This is a genomic window from Paenibacillus marchantiophytorum (assembly GCF_014640555.1).
Classification (GTDB): domain Bacteria; phylum Bacillota; class Bacilli; order Paenibacillales; family NBRC-103111; genus Paenibacillus_E; species Paenibacillus_E marchantiophytorum.
Genome location: NZ_BMHE01000035.1, coordinates 19,927 through 37,462, shown reverse-complemented (window position 1 = coordinate 37,462; position 17,536 = coordinate 19,927). Strand labels below are relative to the sequence as shown.

Genomic DNA, 17,536 nt, shown 5'->3' with positions numbered 1-17,536 from the left:
AAGTTAACCCCAGTCCCCCTGTTTTATAACTGAAAATGATGACTATCTATACTTTTATACCCTTGATTTCTTATTTCTTGCCATGGCAAGCATTTCCCCTGCATGATGCAGCGTCGTTTCCGTCACTTCCACGCCCCCGAGCATGCGGGCTAATTCCTCAATGCGCCCCGCATCCGGCATGTCTTGCACACGAGTGAACGTTCTCTCTTGATCCACTTCTTTACGGATATAGAAATGAACATCGGCGAAGCTGGCAACTTGAGGCAAATGAGTAATTGAGAATACTTGGCATGTTGTCGACAGCACGGACATTTTCTCAGCGATAGCTTGCGCCGCGCGACCGCTGACACCAGTATCCACTTCATCAAAGACAAGAACAGGAATTTGATCGATCCTTGCAAAAATAGTCTTCATCGCGAGCATGATCCGTGAAAGCTCCCCGCCAGAAGCAATTTTGCTCAAGCCACGTAAGGGTTCACCAGGGTTCGGAGCCATCAGGAATTCGATTTGATCAATGCCGTGACGCGAATAGCGAACTTTCTTGCCCTCAACTTCGATACCGCCTCGTTCATCGACCGCCTGTTCCACCTGAACACGGAATTGGGTCCGCTCCATTTGGAGATCACGCAGCTCATGTTCGATCTGAACACCTAGCTGTTGAGCGATCCCTTTGCGCAGATTGGACAGATCCAACGCAGCAACGCTGAGCTGTTTTTCCAAGACGAGCAGTTTTTCTTCTATTTTTCGGATATGCTCGTCTTTATTTTCAATGGTGTCCACTTCGGTTTTGATTTTTTCCAAATAGGTGAGGATCTCTTTTATATTCTCTCCATATTTTCGGCGAAGAGACGTAATTGTATCCAATCTTTGTTCAATAAAATCCAATCGCGAAGAATTGAATTCAATGCCATCCCGGTAATCTCGCAGTTGATAAGCTGCGTCTTCGAGTTGATAGTAGGCCGATTGTGCTTGCTCCAAGAGTGGAGCCAGTTTCGTAGGATCAAGCTGAACAATATCTTGAATACGAGAAACGGCTTTGCCGGCAGCATCTAATCCGCGATTGGTCGCATAGAGAAAGTCATACGCCTCCGAACTGCTCTGATACAATTTCTCCGCATTGGCGAGCTTGCGTTTCTCTTCCGCGAGCGTTTCATCCTCACCAATTTTCAACTTCGCTGCTGAAATCTCATCAATCTGGAAACGATAAAGATCTAGCATTTGCAGCGCTTGTTTGCTCGTTTCTTGAATATCGCGCAGATCCTTTTGAAGTTTCATATATTCATCATAAGCTGCTTGATAGCTTTTTTTAGCCGCCTGAATGTCCGAATCTCCGAATAAATCAAGTGAGTGCAAATGCTCTTCGACATTTAATAAAGATTGATGTTCATGCTGCCCGTGAATATTAACCAGCCATTCACCCGTTTTGCGCAGCATCGTCAAATTAACAAGTTGGCCGTTAATCCGGCTTGAACTTTTGCCAGTAGCCGTAATCTCACGCCGTATCAGCAAATGTTCGCTGGAATCCGCCTGGATGCCGATTTCTGTAAGCGTATGCCAAACCGGATGAGATGGCGGCAATTCAAACATCGCTTCAATCTCCGCTTTGTCAGCGCCATACCGGACCAGGTCTGACGACCCTCTGCCCCCTACAATAAGCGTAAGCGCATCAATAATGATGGACTTACCGGCTCCGGTTTCCCCTGTCAGGACATGAAAACCTGCTTTGAAACGAATATGTACATGTTCAATTACGGCCAAATTACGTATCGAAAGTTCTGTAAGCATCTGCGCCTCCTGGCATTAAGATAGTAAGGACATTACTTCATTAACAAACGTACCACTGTTCTCCTTGCCGCGGCAAATAACGAGAATGGTATCATCGCCACAGATCGTTCCCATGACACCATGCCACTCCAAATTATCAATAAGTGCACAGATCGTATTCGCAGTCCCCGGCAAACATTTCATTACAACCAGATTGTCGGTAGAATCAATGCTGACAAAATGATCGCTTAACGCTCTTCGCAGCCTTTGCATCGGATTGAAGCGTTGATCAGCAGGCACGGAGTATTTATAACGCCCATCATCCAAAGGAATCTTGATCAAGTGCAGCTCTTTGATATCGCGGGATACGGTTGCTTGCGTGACATGGAAACCGGCGGCTCGCAGAGATTCCACCAATTCATCCTGTGTTTCGATCTCATTGTTCGTTATGATTTCTCTGATTTTTACATGCCTTTGACCTTTCATACTTACACCTCTATGTGAAAAGTAATTTTCTGATTTTTGTTCGACGACCTATCCTCATAATTCGCGGATTTACTTGGAAAACCTTTTTATGAAGTGAAAAAACCCATCTCTGGGCCGCAAAAGGCGTTCGCAAAGATGAGTTTATTTGCCATGCAATTTCTGGGCTTCTTTGACCGTCTCGGCAATAAACCCTTTCAGAGACGCGGCGTCAACATAAGAAGCTTCACCTTGGGAATTACTTGACCAATAAGCCAGGAATTCAATGTTCCCTTCGCCGCCAGTAATGGGAGAATACGTCAAACCTTTTAATCGAAATCCAAGCTCTTCAGCAAACGTAAGCACTGTATGAAGAACTTCCGCATGAACAGCCGGATCGCGAACGACCCCGGACTTGCCGACTTTTTCACGGCCAGCTTCGAATTGCGGTTTGATTAAAGCAACAACATGCCCTTGATCCAATAAGATCTCCTTGAGCGGCGGCAGAATGATGCGCAACGAGATGAAGGAAACGTCAATACTTGCAAACGTTGGTCGCGGCCCGTTCAGATCTTCGGCTTTCGTATAACGGAAATTCGTTCTCTCCATCACGTGAACCCGCTCATCGTTTCGCAGCGACCAGTCCAATTGGTTATAACCGACATCAACCGCATATACGGATGACGCCCCATTTTGCAGCGCGCAGTCGGTGAAGCCTCCTGTTGAAGCTCCAATATCCAACATAACGGCCCCGTTCAGCTCAATGCTGAATTGTTGGAGCGCTTTCTCCAACTTAAGTCCGCCTCTACTGACGTAAGGATGCAGCGCGCCCTTTACTCTCAATACAGCTTTCCGGCTAATCTTCATGCCGGCTTTGTCTGCAGGTTCTTCATCAGCAAAAACAAGGCCTGCCATAATGGCGGCCTTTGCTTTTTCTCTGCTTTCGAAATAGCCTTGTTCAAGAAGCAATATATCTACTCGTTCTTTATCCGATGCTGACATTGTGTTTGTGTAACTCCTATTCGTATCGTTACGAGGCCTAGGCCCGTTGTCGTTTACGTGGTACTAGCTTCTTAACTTCTGCAATTAAATTAGTCGTTGTAAGACCGACTTCTTCACGCTGTTCCTTCACGGAGCCATGCTCCACAAAGTAATCCGGAATTCCCATCACGTTCACATGCATGCCAACGACATTGTGACCTGCATAAAATTCCAACACCGCACTTCCGAAACCACCTTGGATTGTCCCCTCTTCCATTGTAATGACTGGAATGGAGTCGCTGGCAAGCTGCAGCAAGTAAGCTTCGTCGAGCGGTTTGATGAATCGTGCATTCACAACACGCAGATGAATGCCTTCTTTGGACAACTGCTCCGCAGCATCCAAAGCTAGTTGAACCATTGGACCGACAGCCAACACTGCGGCATAGTCGCCTTCACGAAGTGTTTCCCACTTCCCAATCGGAATCGCTGTTGGCTCTTCGTCTATACTAACTCCGATCCCATTGATGCGTGGGTAACGATAGGCAATCGGACCATCCTCGTATTCAAGTGCCGTTTGCATCATGTCACGAAGTTCCTTCTCATCCTTAGGCATCATCAAAACCATATTCGGCAATGTCCGCAAAAAGGAAATATCGTATACCCCTTGATGCGTTTCCCCATCAGGTCCAACGAAACCGGCACGGTCAATTGCGAATGTAACATTCAGCTTAGGGCGGCAAATATCATGCACGACTTGGTCATATGCTCTCTGAAGGAACGTTGAATATACGGCAAAAACAGGCTTCAACCCTTCACTAGCCAGACCCGCGCACAAAGTAGCCGCATGCTGCTCCGCAATCCCAACATCAATCATCCGATCAGGGAAATGCTTCGCAAATTTCAGCAGTCCGGAACCGCCAGGCATGGCAGGTGTCACAGCAACAATACGTGAATCCTTCTCAGCCTGTTCGATTAATGTATTGCCAAAAATTTCTGTATACATAGGGGGACCTACGGATTTAAGCACTTGGCCTGATTCGATCTTGTAAGGTCCCAGGCCATGCCATGTATGCGAATCCTTTTCCGCAGGTGTATAGCCTTTTCCTTTGGTTGTAACGACATGTACCAGCACAGGACCGTTTACTTTTTCTGCTTGCTTAAGTGTTTCGAATAGTACATGCAAATTGTGTCCATCGATAGGACCAATATAGGTGAAACCAAGCTCTTCGAACCAAACGCCATTGAGAACAAAATATTTCAGACTGTCCTTCAGCTTTTCCGCTGTTTTGGCTAGCGTGCCGCCGATGGCAGGAATTTTCTTCAGTAAATGTTCGACTTCTTCTTTGGCTTTCAAATAATGACGATCCGAACGAATTTTGCTTAAATAATTATGAATAGCACCTACGTTAGGCGCAATGGACATTTCGTTGTCATTCAGAATGACCATAATATTTTTCTTTTCGTGACCAATATGATTCATGGCTTCCAGCGCCATGCCACCAGTTATTGCGCCATCACCAATAATGGCAACAACTTTGTTGTGTTCACCTTTTAAATCGCGAGCCATCGCCATCCCCATAGCGGCGGAGAGAGAAGTTGAGCTGTGTCCTGCCTCCCAGACGTCATGTTCGCTTTCGGAACGTTTGACAAAGCCACAAAGCCCTTTGTATTTGCGTAATGTATCAAATTTATCTTTGCGACCGGTTAAAATTTTGTGAACGTAAGCTTGATGGCCCACGTCAAAAATCAATTTATCATACGGGCTGTGGAACATGGTATGTAAAGCAATAGTGAGCTCAACCACTCCTAAGTTCGGGGCAAGGTGTCCGCCTGTAACGGACAGCTTTTCAATCAGAAATTGACGGATTTCACCTGCCAATGTCTCAAGCTCCGTCAAGGATAACCGTTTCAAGTCCTCAGGCCGATTGATTTGTTCGAGCAGCACGCTTGTTTCCTCACTTTCAATGTGAAAATGCTAAGATTCCACCATTATATCATAGTTTTGGGTAAATCGTGTAAGTCCACCTAAGAGAGCACTGTTCGGTGCCCCCAACCTAGTGGTCTCGCTGCATCAAATAATCCGCCAGTTGCAGCAAGCGCTCTGGATTCGCCAGGTCGGCTTGAAGGAGCGCCGCTTTGGCTTGAAGCGTTAATTCCTTTACTTTTTTCTCGGAAGCTTCGAGTCCGATGAAATAAGGATACGTCACCTTTTGCTGTTTCTCATCGCTTTTGACCGGTTTGCCCAGCTTCTGTTCATCGCCGATAATATCCAAAATATCGTCCTGAATTTGAAAAGCTAACCCGATTGCATTGCCGAAGTCCGTCAAAGCACTAAGCTGCGCTTCCGTGGCCCCAGCGATATGAGCGCCTGCGCGCAAGGAGAAGACAATGAGATCGCTTGTTTTGTGCAAGTGAATGAATTCCAGTTCCTCGAGCTTGGTTAGCCCTTGCTCGCCAAGCATATCCGCGGCTTGACCGCCTACCATCCCGCGAGCTCCAGCATATACGGCCAGTTCCTCGGTAATGGCAAGCACCCGCTCTGCTGGGATGGCGTGCTCTCGGTGAGCTCTGGTGACGCTGTAGAACGCTTGAGTGAGCAGCGCGTCTCCGGCCAGAATAGCCATAGCTTCTCCGTAGACCTTGTGGTTCGTCAGCTTGCCTCGGCGGTAATCATCATTGTCCATTGCCGGCAGATCATCGTGAACCAGCGAATAGGTATGAACCATTTCGATGGCCAAGGCTACTGGCAAGGCCGCTGCCTGGGAGCCTCCAAGAGCCTCCGCTGCCGCGAGCACCATGATTGGGCGCAGTCTTTTGCCCCCTGCCATTAAGGAGTAGTTCATAGACTCCCTAAGAGAACTGGGAACATCCCATTTTGCGGGCAATGCTTGTATTAATGCAGCTTCGACCATGTCGACATGGGAAGCGATATATTCCTGAATGGTGGACGTCGTCTTCAACCTAATTCCCCTTATCTTCCAAGGCAGGTTGGAAAGGCTTTCTGCTTACAGTGCCTGCTTCCCCTTCAACCAGCATCTCAATTTTCTTTTCCACTTGTTCAAGCTTCACCCCGCATAGATGCGAGAGTCGAACGCCTTCCTGATACAATTCAATCGCTTTCTCCAGCGGTACATCCCCGCTCTCCAACTGAGCCACTATGCGCTCCAGCTGCTCAATCGCTTGTTCGAAGCTAACTTCGGTTTCACTCGTTGACATCTTTGTTCTCCTCCATCCCCGATACCTGACAATTCAATCGGCCATCTTTCAGGCGAATCTTCACCGTATCCCCCACCTGTACTTGGGTAACGGAACGAATGAGCTGCTGCTCTTGGTCGTCATACGCCAAGCTGTAGCCCCGCTGCATGACCTTCAGCGGGCTGAGGGCGTCCAAGTGACGGACGCCTGACTGCCACTCCTGCTTCTTCGAGCGCAGGAGGGTCTGCATGGCCGTGAGCATCTGCCGCCCCGCTGTATCCAGGCGGCTCTTCGCGAACACGGCCTGCTCTTTGGGGTTGAAGCTGGATAAGCTGCGCTCCAGCTTCATGTGGCGCTCCGTCAGCTTGGCGACGCGCTGGCGCATGCGGTAACCGAGCTGCTCCGCCAGCCGGTCGAGCCGCTCGGCAGGCTGCATGAGCAGCTGCCTGCGGGGGTTCGTCAGGAACGCGGAGCGCTTCGCGCGCTCCAGCCGTTCCTGCTTGCGGCGCAGCTGCTGAAGCAGCCCGTAGTGCAGCCGCTGCGACTGCTGCGCCAGCTGTTGCTTCAGCTCGAGGTGGTTCGGCACCGCGAGCTCAGCCGCCGCCGTAGGCGTCGGCGCTCTCAGATCGGCGACGAAGTCCGCGATCGTGAAGTCCGTCTCATGGCCGACGGCCGAGATGACGGGAATAGCGGAGGCGGCGATGGCCCGCGCGACGATCTCCTCGTTGAACGCCCACAGCTCCTCCAAGGAGCCGCCTCCGCGGCCTACGATGAGCACATCGGCTTCCCCGAGTCTATTCATGGCTTCGATCGCCTTAACGATCGAAGGCCCCGCTTGCGCGCCCTGTACCAGCACAGGGTACAGAAGAATCTGAACCGACGGGTAGCGGCGCTGCAGCGTGATGATAACATCACGCACCGCGGCTCCAGTTGGCGACGTGATTACGCCGATCGCGCGCGGAAACCGAGGAATCGGTCTCTTGCGCTCCGCGGCGAACAGCCCCTCGACTTCGAGCTTCTTCTTCAGCTGCTCGAAGGCCAGATACAGACTGCCGATGCCATCCGGCTGCATCGCGGTGACATAGAACTGATAAGCTCCGTCTCTTTCATATACGGAGATATTGCCGCGAGCGATCACTTTCGTTCCCTCTTTGGGAATAAATCCGAGCTTCTGGTTATGAGAAGCAAACATAATGCTTTTCAATCTGCCTTCGGCATCTTTGATCGTGAAATACATATGCCCACTGGAATGATGGGTGAAATTGGAGATTTCACCGCGCACCCAGACATCTTGAAGACGGGAATCGCCTTCAAGCAACAGTTTAATATATCGATTTAATTCCTTGACCGATAAGATCTTCGTGTCGTTTCTCGCCATAAGCCCGATTAAACACTCACATTCGATTTGGCTGCACGTGCTGCGGCATCAACCGTATTGCGCAGCAGCATGGTGATTGTCATCGGTCCCACACAACCTGGTACAGGTGTGATTGCACTGGCAATTTCTTTTACCGCTTCGAAGTCAACGTCTCCTGTCAACTTCCCGTCAGCTGGACGATTCATCCCTACATCGATAACAACTGCGCCTGGTTTCACATGATGTGCTTTGATCAAATGAGCCTTCCCTACAGCTACAACGAGAATGTCGGCTTGCTTCGTAATTTCCTCCATATTCGGAGTGCGGGAATGAACGACCGATACGGTAGCGTGCTCACGCAAAAGCAGCATAGCCATCGGTTTACCGACAATATTGCTTCTCCCGACAACTACAGCATGCTTGCCTGCAATGTCAACGCCCGTACGTTTCAGAATTTCGATAACCCCATGTGGGGTACAAGGCTTCATGCCGTCTTTGCCAATCATCAAATTGCCGACGTTCACTGGATGGAAGCAATCCACATCTTTCAACGGGTCAATTTCATCCACAACGGCTTCTTCATTGATATGCTTTGGCAGTGGGGATTGAACGAGAATTCCGTTAATTCGGCTATCGCTATTAAATCGGTGAATCAGATCAATTAATTCTTGTTGTGTCGTTTGCTCAGGCAGGCTATGGACTTCCGAATATACCCCTACATCATCACATGCTTTTGCCTTATTTCTAACGTAAACCTGTGAAGCAGCATCTTCCCCCACAATAACAACAACAAGACCAGGTTGATTGCCGCCAGCTGTTAGTGCCGCTGCATCTCTCCTGATCTCCTCACGAATGGAACTTACCAATTCTTTTCCGTTAATAACTTGTCCAGACACGCTATTTCCCCCTCAGAATTTTCGTGGATAAGCTAACATCGTAAGGTAGTACTTACGAATACATCGCTTGCTATATAGAAATGGTTCGTATTATCAAATTAAATTATGACGGCGATACTTTGCTTTTGAGGTCGTCGACTTCCTTAATCATTTTACCCAGAACGCCATTCACGAACTTGCCAGACTCGTCTGTCCCATAATGCTTCGACAGATCAATCGCTTCATTCACGACAACTTTTGGTGGAACATCGTCTCTATATAACATTTCGTAGACAGCCAAACGCAGCACTTCACGATCCACACGTGAGAGCCTGTCCATAGCCCAGCCTTTGAGGTACTCTTCCAGCAGCTCGTCGATGCTAACTTTATGACTATAGGTTCCTTCAACTAATTCTACAATATAGACCGGATCTATTTTCTCCCCTTTGAAATCCAGACCTGTCTCATTGTCATTCTCTGCTTCATGAATCGCGACTTGCACAGCTTCCTGAGGGGTTGCCTCGTTCATCTGAATTTGATAAAGACTTTGTACAGCAATTTCTCGTGCCACTCTGCGTTTCATTATGGTCCTCCTAGACGTTTTGCTCTGGCAAAACTGACTTCTGTTCTTCGTCCTTAAAACTCTTTTTACTAGTATACGTCATATTGGAATGAATCCAAACAAAAAAATCCATGGATGAACCAGGGATTTTAGCGAAACATTCTCCATTTTTGCGTGAGATAGCGCCAAATGTCTTCCAGCATGACGAAACTTTCCTTGCGATCCAGCTTGTTGCCGATATAATATCCGAGCAAAACGATGAAACCAAAGATCAACATGTCCCAAAATCCAAAAAATAAATAAATGAAGCCAAAAAAAACGCCTGCTGCCACTCCGCACACTTTGCCCCTATGGGACGCCCAAAGCTCATTCCACATGAGTGGGTTCACCTCTATTCGACTCGGCTTTTAAAAGTTGGAGCTGATTGCACGATGTTCGCAACGAATACGGTTACGGAAGCAACTGGAATGCCGGTAATGTCTTCTATGTAACTTTTCACAGTATTTTGCATCTCTTCCGTTAATTCTGGAATCGAACTTTCTCCATCAACAATCGTTCTAATCGTAATTTCTAGGCCGGATTGGTTCACTCTTACGCGCGCTCTAAGATCTTTGGCCCCTTTGGTACGTCCCGCAGCTTTCAACGAAAGATTCTCCACGGTCTCAATCGAAATGCGGATATCCCCAAAATCTGTTCTTTGATCGATAGACGGCGCTTGAGCGCGGCCGCGACGGAGAGTCAGGATGAGAAAGCGAACCGAGATAAGCAGCATGATCAAGCTGATTGTAATAGCTGGGTAGGCATAGTTTTTGTCAAAATAGAAATTACTCAATGTTTGACCTGCTTGTTCTAACGGGATCCAGCTTGAAGCTGTGAACAATACAACGATAGAAGCAACTAAAATAATTAGACTATAAAGAAGAAGCAAGAGCCTGTCCACAATTTTACCCACGTAAGCTTGTCCCCTTCCTAAGTTAGAGGAAACCCCCTGCAACCTGTAGGGGGTTTCAATTGATCCATATGGATGCAGCAATTCCGCCTATTTCACACGATGGGCAGCTGCTGTTTCTTCTTCAACCGGTTTCTCTGCCTGTTTAAAATGCACATCATGAATATGAACATTAACCTCAACAACGTTTAAGCCTGTCATTGATTCAATGGCATTCTTCACATTGTTTTGAATGTCACTTGCAACTTCTGGAATTCGGTTTCCATATTCAATGATGATGGAGACGTCAATGGCCGCTTCACGTTGTCCGACTTCTACCTTTACGCCTTTGGACAAATTTTTGCGTCCAAGCAATTCAGCAATACCGCCAGCTAATCCGCCACTCATCCCCGCTACACCTTGGACTTCTACCGTTGCCAAACCGGCAATGATTTCAATAACCTCGGGGGCAATCTGGATGCTGCCTATATCTGTTTTGACGTAATCCGGAGCGATTGTGCTCATTGGGGCACCTCCTTAGATTTTTGTGAAGCAACTACGCTTCGTAAAATGAACTTTTTCCTAGAGCTTGATCCAAGGAATGGATAAGCTATCTTAATTTATTACTATACCATTTGGCCAAAAATATGACAAATGATTCTCTTAGAATTTACGAATCCGCATCGTTCACATCATGCTCTTCCAAGAACTTAATATCATGGTCACCCTTGATAAATTTCTTATGCTCGAGAAGTTTCAAATGGAAGGGGATCGTCGTATTCACGCCATCAACAGCGAACTCATTAAGTGCTCGTTTCATGCGGGCAATCGCTTCATCACGCGTACTCCCCCATACAATCAACTTCGCGATCATGGAATCGTAGTGCGGAGGAATCGTGTACCCTGGATAGACTGCGCTGTCTACACGAACGCCGAAGCCACCGGGAGGCAGGTAAAACTTCACTTGACCAGCCGAAGGCATGAAGTTGCGATTCGGATCTTCCGCATTGACACGGCATTCGATAGCCCAGCCATTGATGCGCACATCTTCTTGTTTGAACGAAAGCGGGTTGCCTTCAGCAACGCGAATCATCTCTTGAATGATATCGATACCCGTTATCATCTCGGTTACGGGATGTTCCACTTGAATTCGTGTATTCATTTCCATGAAATAGTAATTGCCGTCAGGACCCAGCAGGAACTCTAACGTACCCGCTCCGGAGTAATTCACCGCTTTGGCAGCGCGAACGGCTGCTTGCCCCATCGCTGTACGCGTTTCCTCCGTCAGAATCGGACAAGGTGCTTCTTCTACGAGCTTCTGTCTGCGTCGCTGCACGGAGCAATCGCGTTCACCTAAGTGAACTACATTTCCGTGCTTATCGGCTAGAATTTGAATCTCAACATGCTTCATCCCCGTCAAATATTTCTCCAAATAAATGCCGGCATTACCGAAAGCATTCTGAGCTTCTTGCTGCGCAGCCGTGATTTGTTGAACGAGCGTATCCTCATTCTCGGCAATACGAATACCTTTGCCGCCGCCGCCTGCTGTTGCTTTGATAATAATCGGATATCCGATATCCCGCGCAATAACAATCGCGTCGTCGACATTGTCGACCAAACCATCAGAACCTGGAATGATCGGCACTTTGGCTTCTTTCATCGTTTGCTTGGCAACCGCCTTATCGCCCATGCGACTAATCGCATCGGGTGAAGGTCCAATAAACGTGATATTGCAGCTTTCGCAAATTTCTGCGAAGTCCGCATTTTCTGCTAGAAACCCATACCCCGGATGAATGGCATCACATTCTGTCAACGTAGCCACGCTCATCAGGTTCGTAAAGTTCAAATAGCTGTCCTTGGAGGCAGTCGGTCCAATACAATAGGCTTCATCGGCTAATCGCACATGCAGAGCATCACGATCTGCTTCCGAATAAACAGCCACGCTGTAAATGCCAAGCTCACGACAAGCCCGGATAATACGGACAGCTATTTCTCCTCGGTTCGCTATTAGGATTTTATGAAAGTTCATTGTTTTTCCTCCTAAAAGTTTTCCGTTAGGAAAACTTACATCGTAAGCCTTCGCTTTAAACGCGCTTACTCCGGTTTCACCAAGAATAAAGGCTGTCCGTATTCAACAAGCTGACCGTTTTCAACGAGAATTTCCACGATCTCACCTTTGATTTCGGCTTCGATTTCGTTCATTAATTTCATCGCTTCAATGATACATACAACCGATTTGTCTCCTACTTTGTTGCCAACATCCGTAAAAGGAGCAGAACCTGGAGAAGCAGACTGATAGAAAGTTCCTACCATCGGTGAAACGATCTTATGTAAAGATGAGTCCTCTTGCTTAACATGTCCAGTCGCAGGCAACGCTGCATCCAAAGCGGCAACAGGGGCCGTATTCGCAATGCTGGCTTGACCAATTGGTGCATATGTGTGTTGTGCGGGAGCCGTAACGTAGATAGGCTCTGATTTGCTTGGTTTACGAATAGCAAGGCGGGCGCCTTCATTTTCGATCTCAAGTTCTTGTAAAGAGGATTGATCGACGAGTTTGATCAACTCTTTGATTTCACTCAATTTGAACATTCATGTCACTCCTTTAGACGTTGGTGAACCAATAAAAAATGCGGTTTCATAGCCGCAACGTATGTATTATACCCATAAACGCAAGAAATGGAAAGAGTCCAGTTTGTCCGGACCCTTTCCATCGCCATCCCAATGTGCGTTGACCTCGCTCTTTTGCTTATGGGCGCACATACTGAATCTTGATGTTTTCTGGTGCTGCACCTAACTCTTTAACGACCATATCGACGATGGTAACACCTTGACTTTTTTCTAATTTATCACTTTGAACCGTTACTTTCCACTTGTTTCCATCTTGATTCACAATCGCTTGCGGGAAATCTTTCATCAACACATCTTGCAGATTTTCTACTTTTTCTTGAACATCCGTCAGCTTGGATAAATCATTGGTCGCCTTCGCAACCGCATCTGGCGATTTCTTGGCATCTATAATAATTTCCATCAAATCGGACGATGTTTTGCTGAAATATTCGCTCTGTTTCATTTGCTCATTGGTAAAATAGTCGCTTGCTGATGTGGTTTTTGCTTGCTCTTCCACTTGTTTCAGCACTTGGTCATCTGTCTTGGCTGTGCTGGATTGCGGTACTTTGGATGTGCCAGTGCTTGTTGTTGTTTTGGCATCTGTTTTCACGTCCGTTTTGGCTTCTGTTTTCACGTTCGTTTTGGCATCCGTCTTAACCTCAGTCTTGGCGTCGGTTTTTGTTGCATTTTGCGGTGTTGCATTTTGTGGTGTTGCAACTTTCGTGTCGATTTTTGTATCCTTGCCTGTTGTTGCTTTCACATCTGTTTTAGCGGCATTCGCAGGATCAACTTGACTCATATCAATCTTCACTTCTTGACCGGTTTGCGCCGTGCTTGACGCTGCCAAATCGAGTTTGTTGACATCCTCTGTGAATAAATAATAAGCTGAAAGCACCACCATTAAGCTGAGCATGGATACGAGCCAAATTGTTTGTCTTTTTGCGTTCATTGAATATTCCTCCTCATATTTGGTTGATATTTGCTTTTTTATTCACCCGTTTTGCGGGGTAAGATGGAGATGCGGTGCGCCTCGACGCCAAGGCCGCGTTCAACGGCTTCTGTAATCATTTTTTTCACGGTAAGATTCTCAGCACCTTTGGCGACAACGATAACCCCTCTAATCTTAGGTTTAATATATTTGAGCACAAGTGGTTTTTGGTCACCTGACACTTGATAAATCACCACTTCACCACTCCGCGTTACCTGGGATATATTCCGAGTTGCCCCGCCATTGTCGCGTTCTGTCGTCATTTGTTGATTGTCATTATAATTTTTGTCGACGGTCATTTCCTCCGTTGATTCAATCGTAACGAGCACTTCTACATCGCCGACACCGACAATTTTTTGTAAGATCTCTTTCAATTGGGACTGATAAGCTGCCTCGTAGTCATGAAAGGTAGAATTTTCCTTGGGTGAGCTGCCTAGAAATGTTTCTTTACTTGGTGGCGGGGAAGCTCGGCCCGCATTGATGGGATCGACATCTTTTACAGTCATAAAGGCATTCATAATCATCAGCGCAGCTCCTAAAAGTCCAATCATAATGACCCATAGCAGCGTATTTTTACGTTTGGGCCCTCCCGGACCTCCGCCGAATTTGTGCTCCATCCATTGCAGCAATGTTCCCATCGATTCACCTCGCAATCCTTCCGTTCCTTTGTGCAAGCTGGATATCAATCTGAGCTGACTCTACTAACCAATTACGGGCAATGCTTTGTCTAAGCCGCTCTGCTTCTTGCTCATAGGCAGAGGGTAATCCTGGAGCAGCAGCAGCCTTAACATCCTTAGTACTGCTATCAGAAAGCTTTACTCCTGGTTCGACCCGAATCGGGTCGATCGGTTTCACAGGTTCCATAACCGCTATGCTTTTGGAATTCCCTTGCTTGGAAGTCATCTTCTTTGCTTCTATATCATCAAGGGTTACCCTGACTTTCATAATCACGGGTTTCCCATTATTGTCGATCTGCGCTGCTACCTGAACGTCCTGAATGAGAAGGTCTGTTTGCTTCTGCAAATCCTCTTTCATCATGCCAGCTAGCTGCGTTTGCAGCATCTGTTGAGACTGCTTCTGCCCTTCCGCCTGCAGCCTTTGACCTTCCTTCGTGATAGCTTCCAACGACTTCATTCCGCTGCTTCCAGCGCTGCTCGCAACCATCGACTTCTCGTTTTGCTTTTGCTCGGCTTGACCAATCAATTGATCCATGTTCCAATCCTTCTGGAACAACTGCAGAACCGGGGACAACAGGGTCAATAGGATGAATAGGCTCATAACTGTTTTGACATAGCGCTGCATGGTATTGCTTGGAAGCAGTAAATCCACAAAGGTGGCCAACATGATGACCATGATGACGGTTTTCAACCAACCAGCTAACCAATCCATAGTTGGGCTCCTTTCATCGCATCATCACAGACACATTACTGATAGCAATCATGATGGTTAAGGCTAGAAAGAACATCAGGCTCACGGCAGCTAGCGCCGCAAACACATAAATCAAGCTCTTCCCGATCGTTTGCAGACAAGCGATCATGGGACTGTCTCCCAAGGGCTGCATTATCGCTGCTGATAAGTTGTAAATGAAGGCAAGCGTCAAAATTTTGATAGCTGGAAAGGCGCAAAGCATCACAAGTATGACAACCCCGACAAGTCCAATCGCATTCTTCACTAGCAAGGAAGCCCCGATTACGGTTTCTGTCGCATCCGAGAACAATCGACCGACAACCGGCACGAAGTTACCGGTGATATACTTGGCCGTCCTAATGGCTACGCCGTCTCTGACCGCCCCTGCTGTCCCTTGAATCGAAATAACGCCAAGGAATACCGTTACGAATACACCAAGCATACTGAGCGCGATCGTGCGAAGCAGGTTCGCAAGCTGGGTTACCTTGTACTTCTCGCTCAGCGAACTAACGATGTGCAGAACCGCTGAGAAGAACAGCAGCGGGAAAACAAACACATAAATCGCTGTGCCAACCGTGTGAATCATGAAGACGATGAGCGGGTGCAAGATGGCAACAGAAGTCACATTGCCCATAGAAGCCAGCAGAGTCAACAACAAGGGAACAAGGGCAAGCATGAACTGAATCATCGATGTGATGGCATCTTTGGCATAGCCGATGGCCACACTGAAACTATTGATAGCAATGATGATCATCACCATGTAGGTAATGGAATAGCCTAGCTTGCTCACGGTATTCCGTTCGAATGAGCTTTGCAGCGTCTCTAGAATCATGCTGAAAATCGTGAGGATAACGATCGAAGCCAGCAGCTTGCCATTGATAATAATTTCATGAAAGACATAGCTGAGAAGTCCTTTGAAAATACTTTTGAAACTAATCCCCTTCGTCCCCAGCAGCAGCTCCATAAAGGTTGGCGGCTTGCTTTCCGGGAAATATCCGCCATACTCTTTCATGAGCTTATCCCAGTATTGCTCGACAGGTTCGGTATTCAAATGGTTGGCCTGCTCTTTGATAATGGCATCCGTTGGAGATGCTGCATGAGACAAATTCGTCATCCCGAGCCAGAAGCCCATAATCAGGATACATACAATCATCCAACGGTGATTCAGTCTCTGGTGCGAATAAAGTAGGTTCATTCCTGTCACTCCTAAGTAAATCATCTAAGCCGGCAGCAGCTTAACGACGGTTTCGATAATGACGGTAATGATGGGAATCGCCATCACCATAATGAGCACCTTGCCTGACAGCTCTATCTTGGAGGCAATAGATTCCTGGCCGGCATCCCGAACTATTTGGGCACCGAACTCAGCAATGTAGGCGACGCCTATGATTTTGAGTATGGTTTTGAGGAAAACCATATTAATGCTGGATTTTTGCGCTAGATCCTCAAGCACCTGAATGACCGTAGAAATTTTACCGATCAGAAACAGGAAGATCATAATGCCTGTAAAGGCCGCCAGCAGAAAAGCGAACATCGGCTTCTGCTCTTTGATGATGAGCGTTAATATCGTAACAATGAGTCCGAGGCCTACAATCTGGATGATTTCCATTTGGCCCACCTCATTGGAATAGGAAAATGGTTTTGATTTCTTTAAATAAATGATCGAGCATACTGACGACCATGAAGAGCACGACCACAAAGCCGATAACCGTGACCCAGTGAGCCATATCCTCTTTGCCCATCTGCTTGAGCACCGAATGGATCATCGCGATGATGATGCCGATGCCGGCGATCTGGAAAATGGCATTCACATCTACATTCATTCCAGGCACCTCACTCTGTTGACAAGGAACGACTGCCGATTGCGGCAATGTCCTTGCTACCCTTAATACATCAAAATCACGATTAATGCGCCGATTAGAACACCAAGGCTTTTCCACATTTTCTCGTAGCGCCGTTGTTCTTCCCTCGATTCGGTCTCTTCGGTTTGCAGTTGGCTGATGGCAAGCCGAATATGTTTGATCTGGTCGCTGCGATCTGTCAGTCCAAGAACGGAACCTAGCTGCAGAACAACTTCTTGCTCCGCTTGTTTCATGGAGGTGCGTGTCCAGACATCCTGAACACTCATGCGCCATATCTCCCGCGTGGATAGTCCATCACTGCTCAATAAACGTTCAGCCGTTATACGAAATAGAGATGACAAGGGGTCAGGCACTTGTTTACTGAGAGAGATGAAAGCTTCAGGCAGCGGTGTGAGGGCATAGGTGATTTCCGTCTCCATTCGTCCTAAAGCGCTGATGAGCGCTCTAATTTGTTTGGGACGCCTAATGTAGTGCGTTGCCTTCAAAAATCCAAACAAAGTCGCTGCGCCAATGATCAGTACCCCGCCGACGAATTTAAGCATCTTACC

21 protein-coding genes are annotated in these 17,536 nt (G+C 47.4%); all 21 read right to left on the bottom strand.

What is annotated here, in order from left to right:
* Positions 1-54: 54 nt before the first annotated feature.
* On the bottom strand, positions 55-1,785 hold the full coding sequence (gene recN / locus IEY34_RS25440; RefSeq protein ID WP_189016805.1) for a DNA repair protein RecN: 1,731 nt from the start codon (positions 1,783-1,785) through the stop codon (positions 55-57).
* A gap of 15 nt (positions 1,786-1,800) precedes the next feature.
* Positions 1,801-2,250: a transcriptional regulator AhrC/ArgR gene (gene ahrC / locus IEY34_RS25435; protein WP_189016802.1), complete on the bottom strand. Its 450-nt coding sequence runs from the start codon at positions 2,248-2,250 to the stop codon at positions 1,801-1,803.
* Between the two features lie 141 nt (positions 2,251-2,391).
* The gene (locus IEY34_RS25430) at positions 2,392-3,228 is read right to left on the bottom strand and encodes a TlyA family RNA methyltransferase (protein WP_189016799.1); all 837 of its coding nucleotides are present in this window, start codon (positions 3,226-3,228) and stop codon (positions 2,392-2,394) included.
* A 37-nt stretch (positions 3,229-3,265) separates the two neighbouring features.
* Positions 3,266-5,152, bottom strand: coding sequence for a 1-deoxy-D-xylulose-5-phosphate synthase (gene dxs, locus IEY34_RS25425; protein WP_189016796.1), 1,887 nt, complete (start codon positions 5,150-5,152; stop codon positions 3,266-3,268).
* Positions 5,153-5,261: 109 nt separating this feature from the next.
* Positions 5,262-6,119 carry a polyprenyl synthetase family protein gene (locus IEY34_RS25420; RefSeq protein ID WP_189016962.1) on the bottom strand — a complete coding sequence of 286 codons (858 nt, stop codon included), beginning with the start codon at positions 6,117-6,119 and terminating at the stop codon, positions 5,262-5,264.
* Positions 6,120-6,168: 49 nt separating this feature from the next.
* Entirely contained in the window at positions 6,169-6,423 is a 255-nt protein-coding gene (gene xseB, locus IEY34_RS25415; RefSeq protein ID WP_189016793.1) for an exodeoxyribonuclease VII small subunit, read from the bottom strand.
* A complete protein-coding gene (xseA, locus tag IEY34_RS25410; protein ID WP_189016790.1) occupies positions 6,410-7,780 on the bottom strand; it encodes an exodeoxyribonuclease VII large subunit in 1,371 nt (456 codons plus the stop codon). Before xseA ends, xseB begins: the two co-directional genes overlap by 14 nt.
* Before the next feature lie 8 nt (positions 7,781-7,788).
* Positions 7,789-8,655, bottom strand: coding sequence for a bifunctional methylenetetrahydrofolate dehydrogenase/methenyltetrahydrofolate cyclohydrolase FolD (folD, locus tag IEY34_RS25405; RefSeq protein ID WP_189016787.1), 867 nt, complete (start codon positions 8,653-8,655; stop codon positions 7,789-7,791).
* 103 nt (positions 8,656-8,758) lie between these two features.
* Positions 8,759-9,217: a transcription antitermination factor NusB gene (gene nusB / locus IEY34_RS25400; protein ID WP_189016783.1), complete on the bottom strand. Its 459-nt coding sequence runs from the start codon at positions 9,215-9,217 to the stop codon at positions 8,759-8,761.
* 128 nt (positions 9,218-9,345) lie between these two features.
* Complete coding sequence (locus tag IEY34_RS25395; protein WP_189016780.1) at positions 9,346-9,573, bottom strand: DUF2273 domain-containing protein; 228 nt, start codon at positions 9,571-9,573, stop codon at positions 9,346-9,348.
* A gap of 14 nt (positions 9,574-9,587) precedes the next feature.
* Entirely contained in the window at positions 9,588-10,148 is a 561-nt protein-coding gene (gene amaP / locus IEY34_RS25390) for an alkaline shock response membrane anchor protein AmaP (RefSeq protein ID WP_189016777.1), read from the bottom strand.
* Positions 10,149-10,235: 87 nt separating this feature from the next.
* Entirely contained in the window at positions 10,236-10,649 is a 414-nt protein-coding gene (locus tag IEY34_RS25385; RefSeq protein WP_189016774.1) for an Asp23/Gls24 family envelope stress response protein, read from the bottom strand.
* Between the two features lie 145 nt (positions 10,650-10,794).
* Positions 10,795-12,153, bottom strand: coding sequence for an acetyl-CoA carboxylase biotin carboxylase subunit (gene accC, locus IEY34_RS25380; RefSeq protein ID WP_189016771.1), 1,359 nt, complete (start codon positions 12,151-12,153; stop codon positions 10,795-10,797).
* 65 nt (positions 12,154-12,218) lie between these two features.
* Entirely contained in the window at positions 12,219-12,713 is a 495-nt protein-coding gene (accB, locus tag IEY34_RS25375; protein WP_189016768.1) for an acetyl-CoA carboxylase biotin carboxyl carrier protein, read from the bottom strand.
* 157 nt (positions 12,714-12,870) lie between these two features.
* Positions 12,871-13,680: a SpoIIIAH-like family protein gene (locus tag IEY34_RS25370; RefSeq protein WP_189016765.1), complete on the bottom strand. Its 810-nt coding sequence runs from the start codon at positions 13,678-13,680 to the stop codon at positions 12,871-12,873.
* 38 nt (positions 13,681-13,718) lie between these two features.
* Entirely contained in the window at positions 13,719-14,357 is a 639-nt protein-coding gene (gene spoIIIAG / locus IEY34_RS25365; RefSeq protein ID WP_189016762.1) for a stage III sporulation protein AG, read from the bottom strand.
* A 4-nt stretch (positions 14,358-14,361) separates the two neighbouring features.
* Complete coding sequence (spoIIIAF, locus tag IEY34_RS25360; protein WP_189016759.1) at positions 14,362-15,108, bottom strand: stage III sporulation protein AF; 747 nt, start codon at positions 15,106-15,108, stop codon at positions 14,362-14,364.
* A 13-nt stretch (positions 15,109-15,121) separates the two neighbouring features.
* Positions 15,122-16,279, bottom strand: coding sequence for a stage III sporulation protein AE (gene spoIIIAE / locus IEY34_RS25355; RefSeq protein WP_268240177.1), 1,158 nt, complete (start codon positions 16,277-16,279; stop codon positions 15,122-15,124).
* Positions 16,280-16,345: 66 nt separating this feature from the next.
* A complete protein-coding gene (spoIIIAD, locus tag IEY34_RS25350; RefSeq protein WP_090822608.1) occupies positions 16,346-16,735 on the bottom strand; it encodes a stage III sporulation protein AD in 390 nt (129 codons plus the stop codon).
* A 10-nt stretch (positions 16,736-16,745) separates the two neighbouring features.
* A complete protein-coding gene (gene spoIIIAC, locus IEY34_RS25345) occupies positions 16,746-16,949 on the bottom strand; it encodes a stage III sporulation protein AC (protein WP_029197158.1) in 204 nt (67 codons plus the stop codon).
* A gap of 62 nt (positions 16,950-17,011) precedes the next feature.
* Positions 17,012-17,530 carry a stage III sporulation protein SpoIIIAB gene (gene spoIIIAB, locus IEY34_RS25340; protein ID WP_189016753.1) on the bottom strand — a complete coding sequence of 173 codons (519 nt, stop codon included), beginning with the start codon at positions 17,528-17,530 and terminating at the stop codon, positions 17,012-17,014.
* Between the last annotated feature and the right edge of the window lie 6 nt (positions 17,531-17,536).

Bases quoted from the DNA above. Each gene is read 5' to 3' on its own strand.
- recN (WP_189016805.1), bottom strand. From the start codon at position 1,785: ATGCTTACAGAACTTTCGATACGTAATTTGGCCGTAATTGAACATGTA.
- ahrC (WP_189016802.1), bottom strand. From the start codon at position 2,250: ATGAAAGGTCAAAGGCATGTAAAAATCAGAGAAATCATAACGAACAAT.
- IEY34_RS25430 (WP_189016799.1), bottom strand. From the start codon at position 3,228: ATGTCAGCATCGGATAAAGAACGAGTAGATATATTGCTTCTTGAACAA.
- IEY34_RS25420 (WP_189016962.1), bottom strand. From the start codon at position 6,119: ATGGTCGAAGCTGCATTAATACAAGCATTGCCCGCAAAATGGGATGTT.
- xseB (WP_189016793.1), bottom strand. From the start codon at position 6,423: ATGTCAACGAGTGAAACCGAAGTTAGCTTCGAACAAGCGATTGAGCAG.
- xseA (WP_189016790.1), bottom strand. From the start codon at position 7,780: ATGGCGAGAAACGACACGAAGATCTTATCGGTCAAGGAATTAAATCGA.
- nusB (WP_189016783.1), bottom strand. From the start codon at position 9,217: ATGAAACGCAGAGTGGCACGAGAAATTGCTGTACAAAGTCTTTATCAA.
- IEY34_RS25395 (WP_189016780.1), bottom strand. From the start codon at position 9,573: ATGTGGAATGAGCTTTGGGCGTCCCATAGGGGCAAAGTGTGCGGAGTG.
- IEY34_RS25385 (WP_189016774.1), bottom strand. From the start codon at position 10,649: ATGAGCACAATCGCTCCGGATTACGTCAAAACAGATATAGGCAGCATC.
- accC (WP_189016771.1), bottom strand. From the start codon at position 12,153: ATGAACTTTCATAAAATCCTAATAGCGAACCGAGGAGAAATAGCTGTC.
- accB (WP_189016768.1), bottom strand. From the start codon at position 12,713: ATGTTCAAATTGAGTGAAATCAAAGAGTTGATCAAACTCGTCGATCAA.
- IEY34_RS25370 (WP_189016765.1), bottom strand. From the start codon at position 13,680: ATGAACGCAAAAAGACAAACAATTTGGCTCGTATCCATGCTCAGCTTA.
- spoIIIAG (WP_189016762.1), bottom strand. From the start codon at position 14,357: ATGGGAACATTGCTGCAATGGATGGAGCACAAATTCGGCGGAGGTCCG.
- spoIIIAF (WP_189016759.1), bottom strand. From the start codon at position 15,108: ATGGATTGGTTAGCTGGTTGGTTGAAAACCGTCATCATGGTCATCATG.
- spoIIIAE (WP_268240177.1), bottom strand. From the start codon at position 16,279: ATGATTGTATGTATCCTGATTATGGGCTTCTGGCTCGGGATGACGAAT.
- spoIIIAD (WP_090822608.1), bottom strand. From the start codon at position 16,735: ATGGAAATCATCCAGATTGTAGGCCTCGGACTCATTGTTACGATATTA.
- spoIIIAC (WP_029197158.1), bottom strand. From the start codon at position 16,949: ATGAATGTAGATGTGAATGCCATTTTCCAGATCGCCGGCATCGGCATC.
- spoIIIAB (WP_189016753.1), bottom strand. From the start codon at position 17,530: ATGCTTAAATTCGTCGGCGGGGTACTGATCATTGGCGCAGCGACTTTG.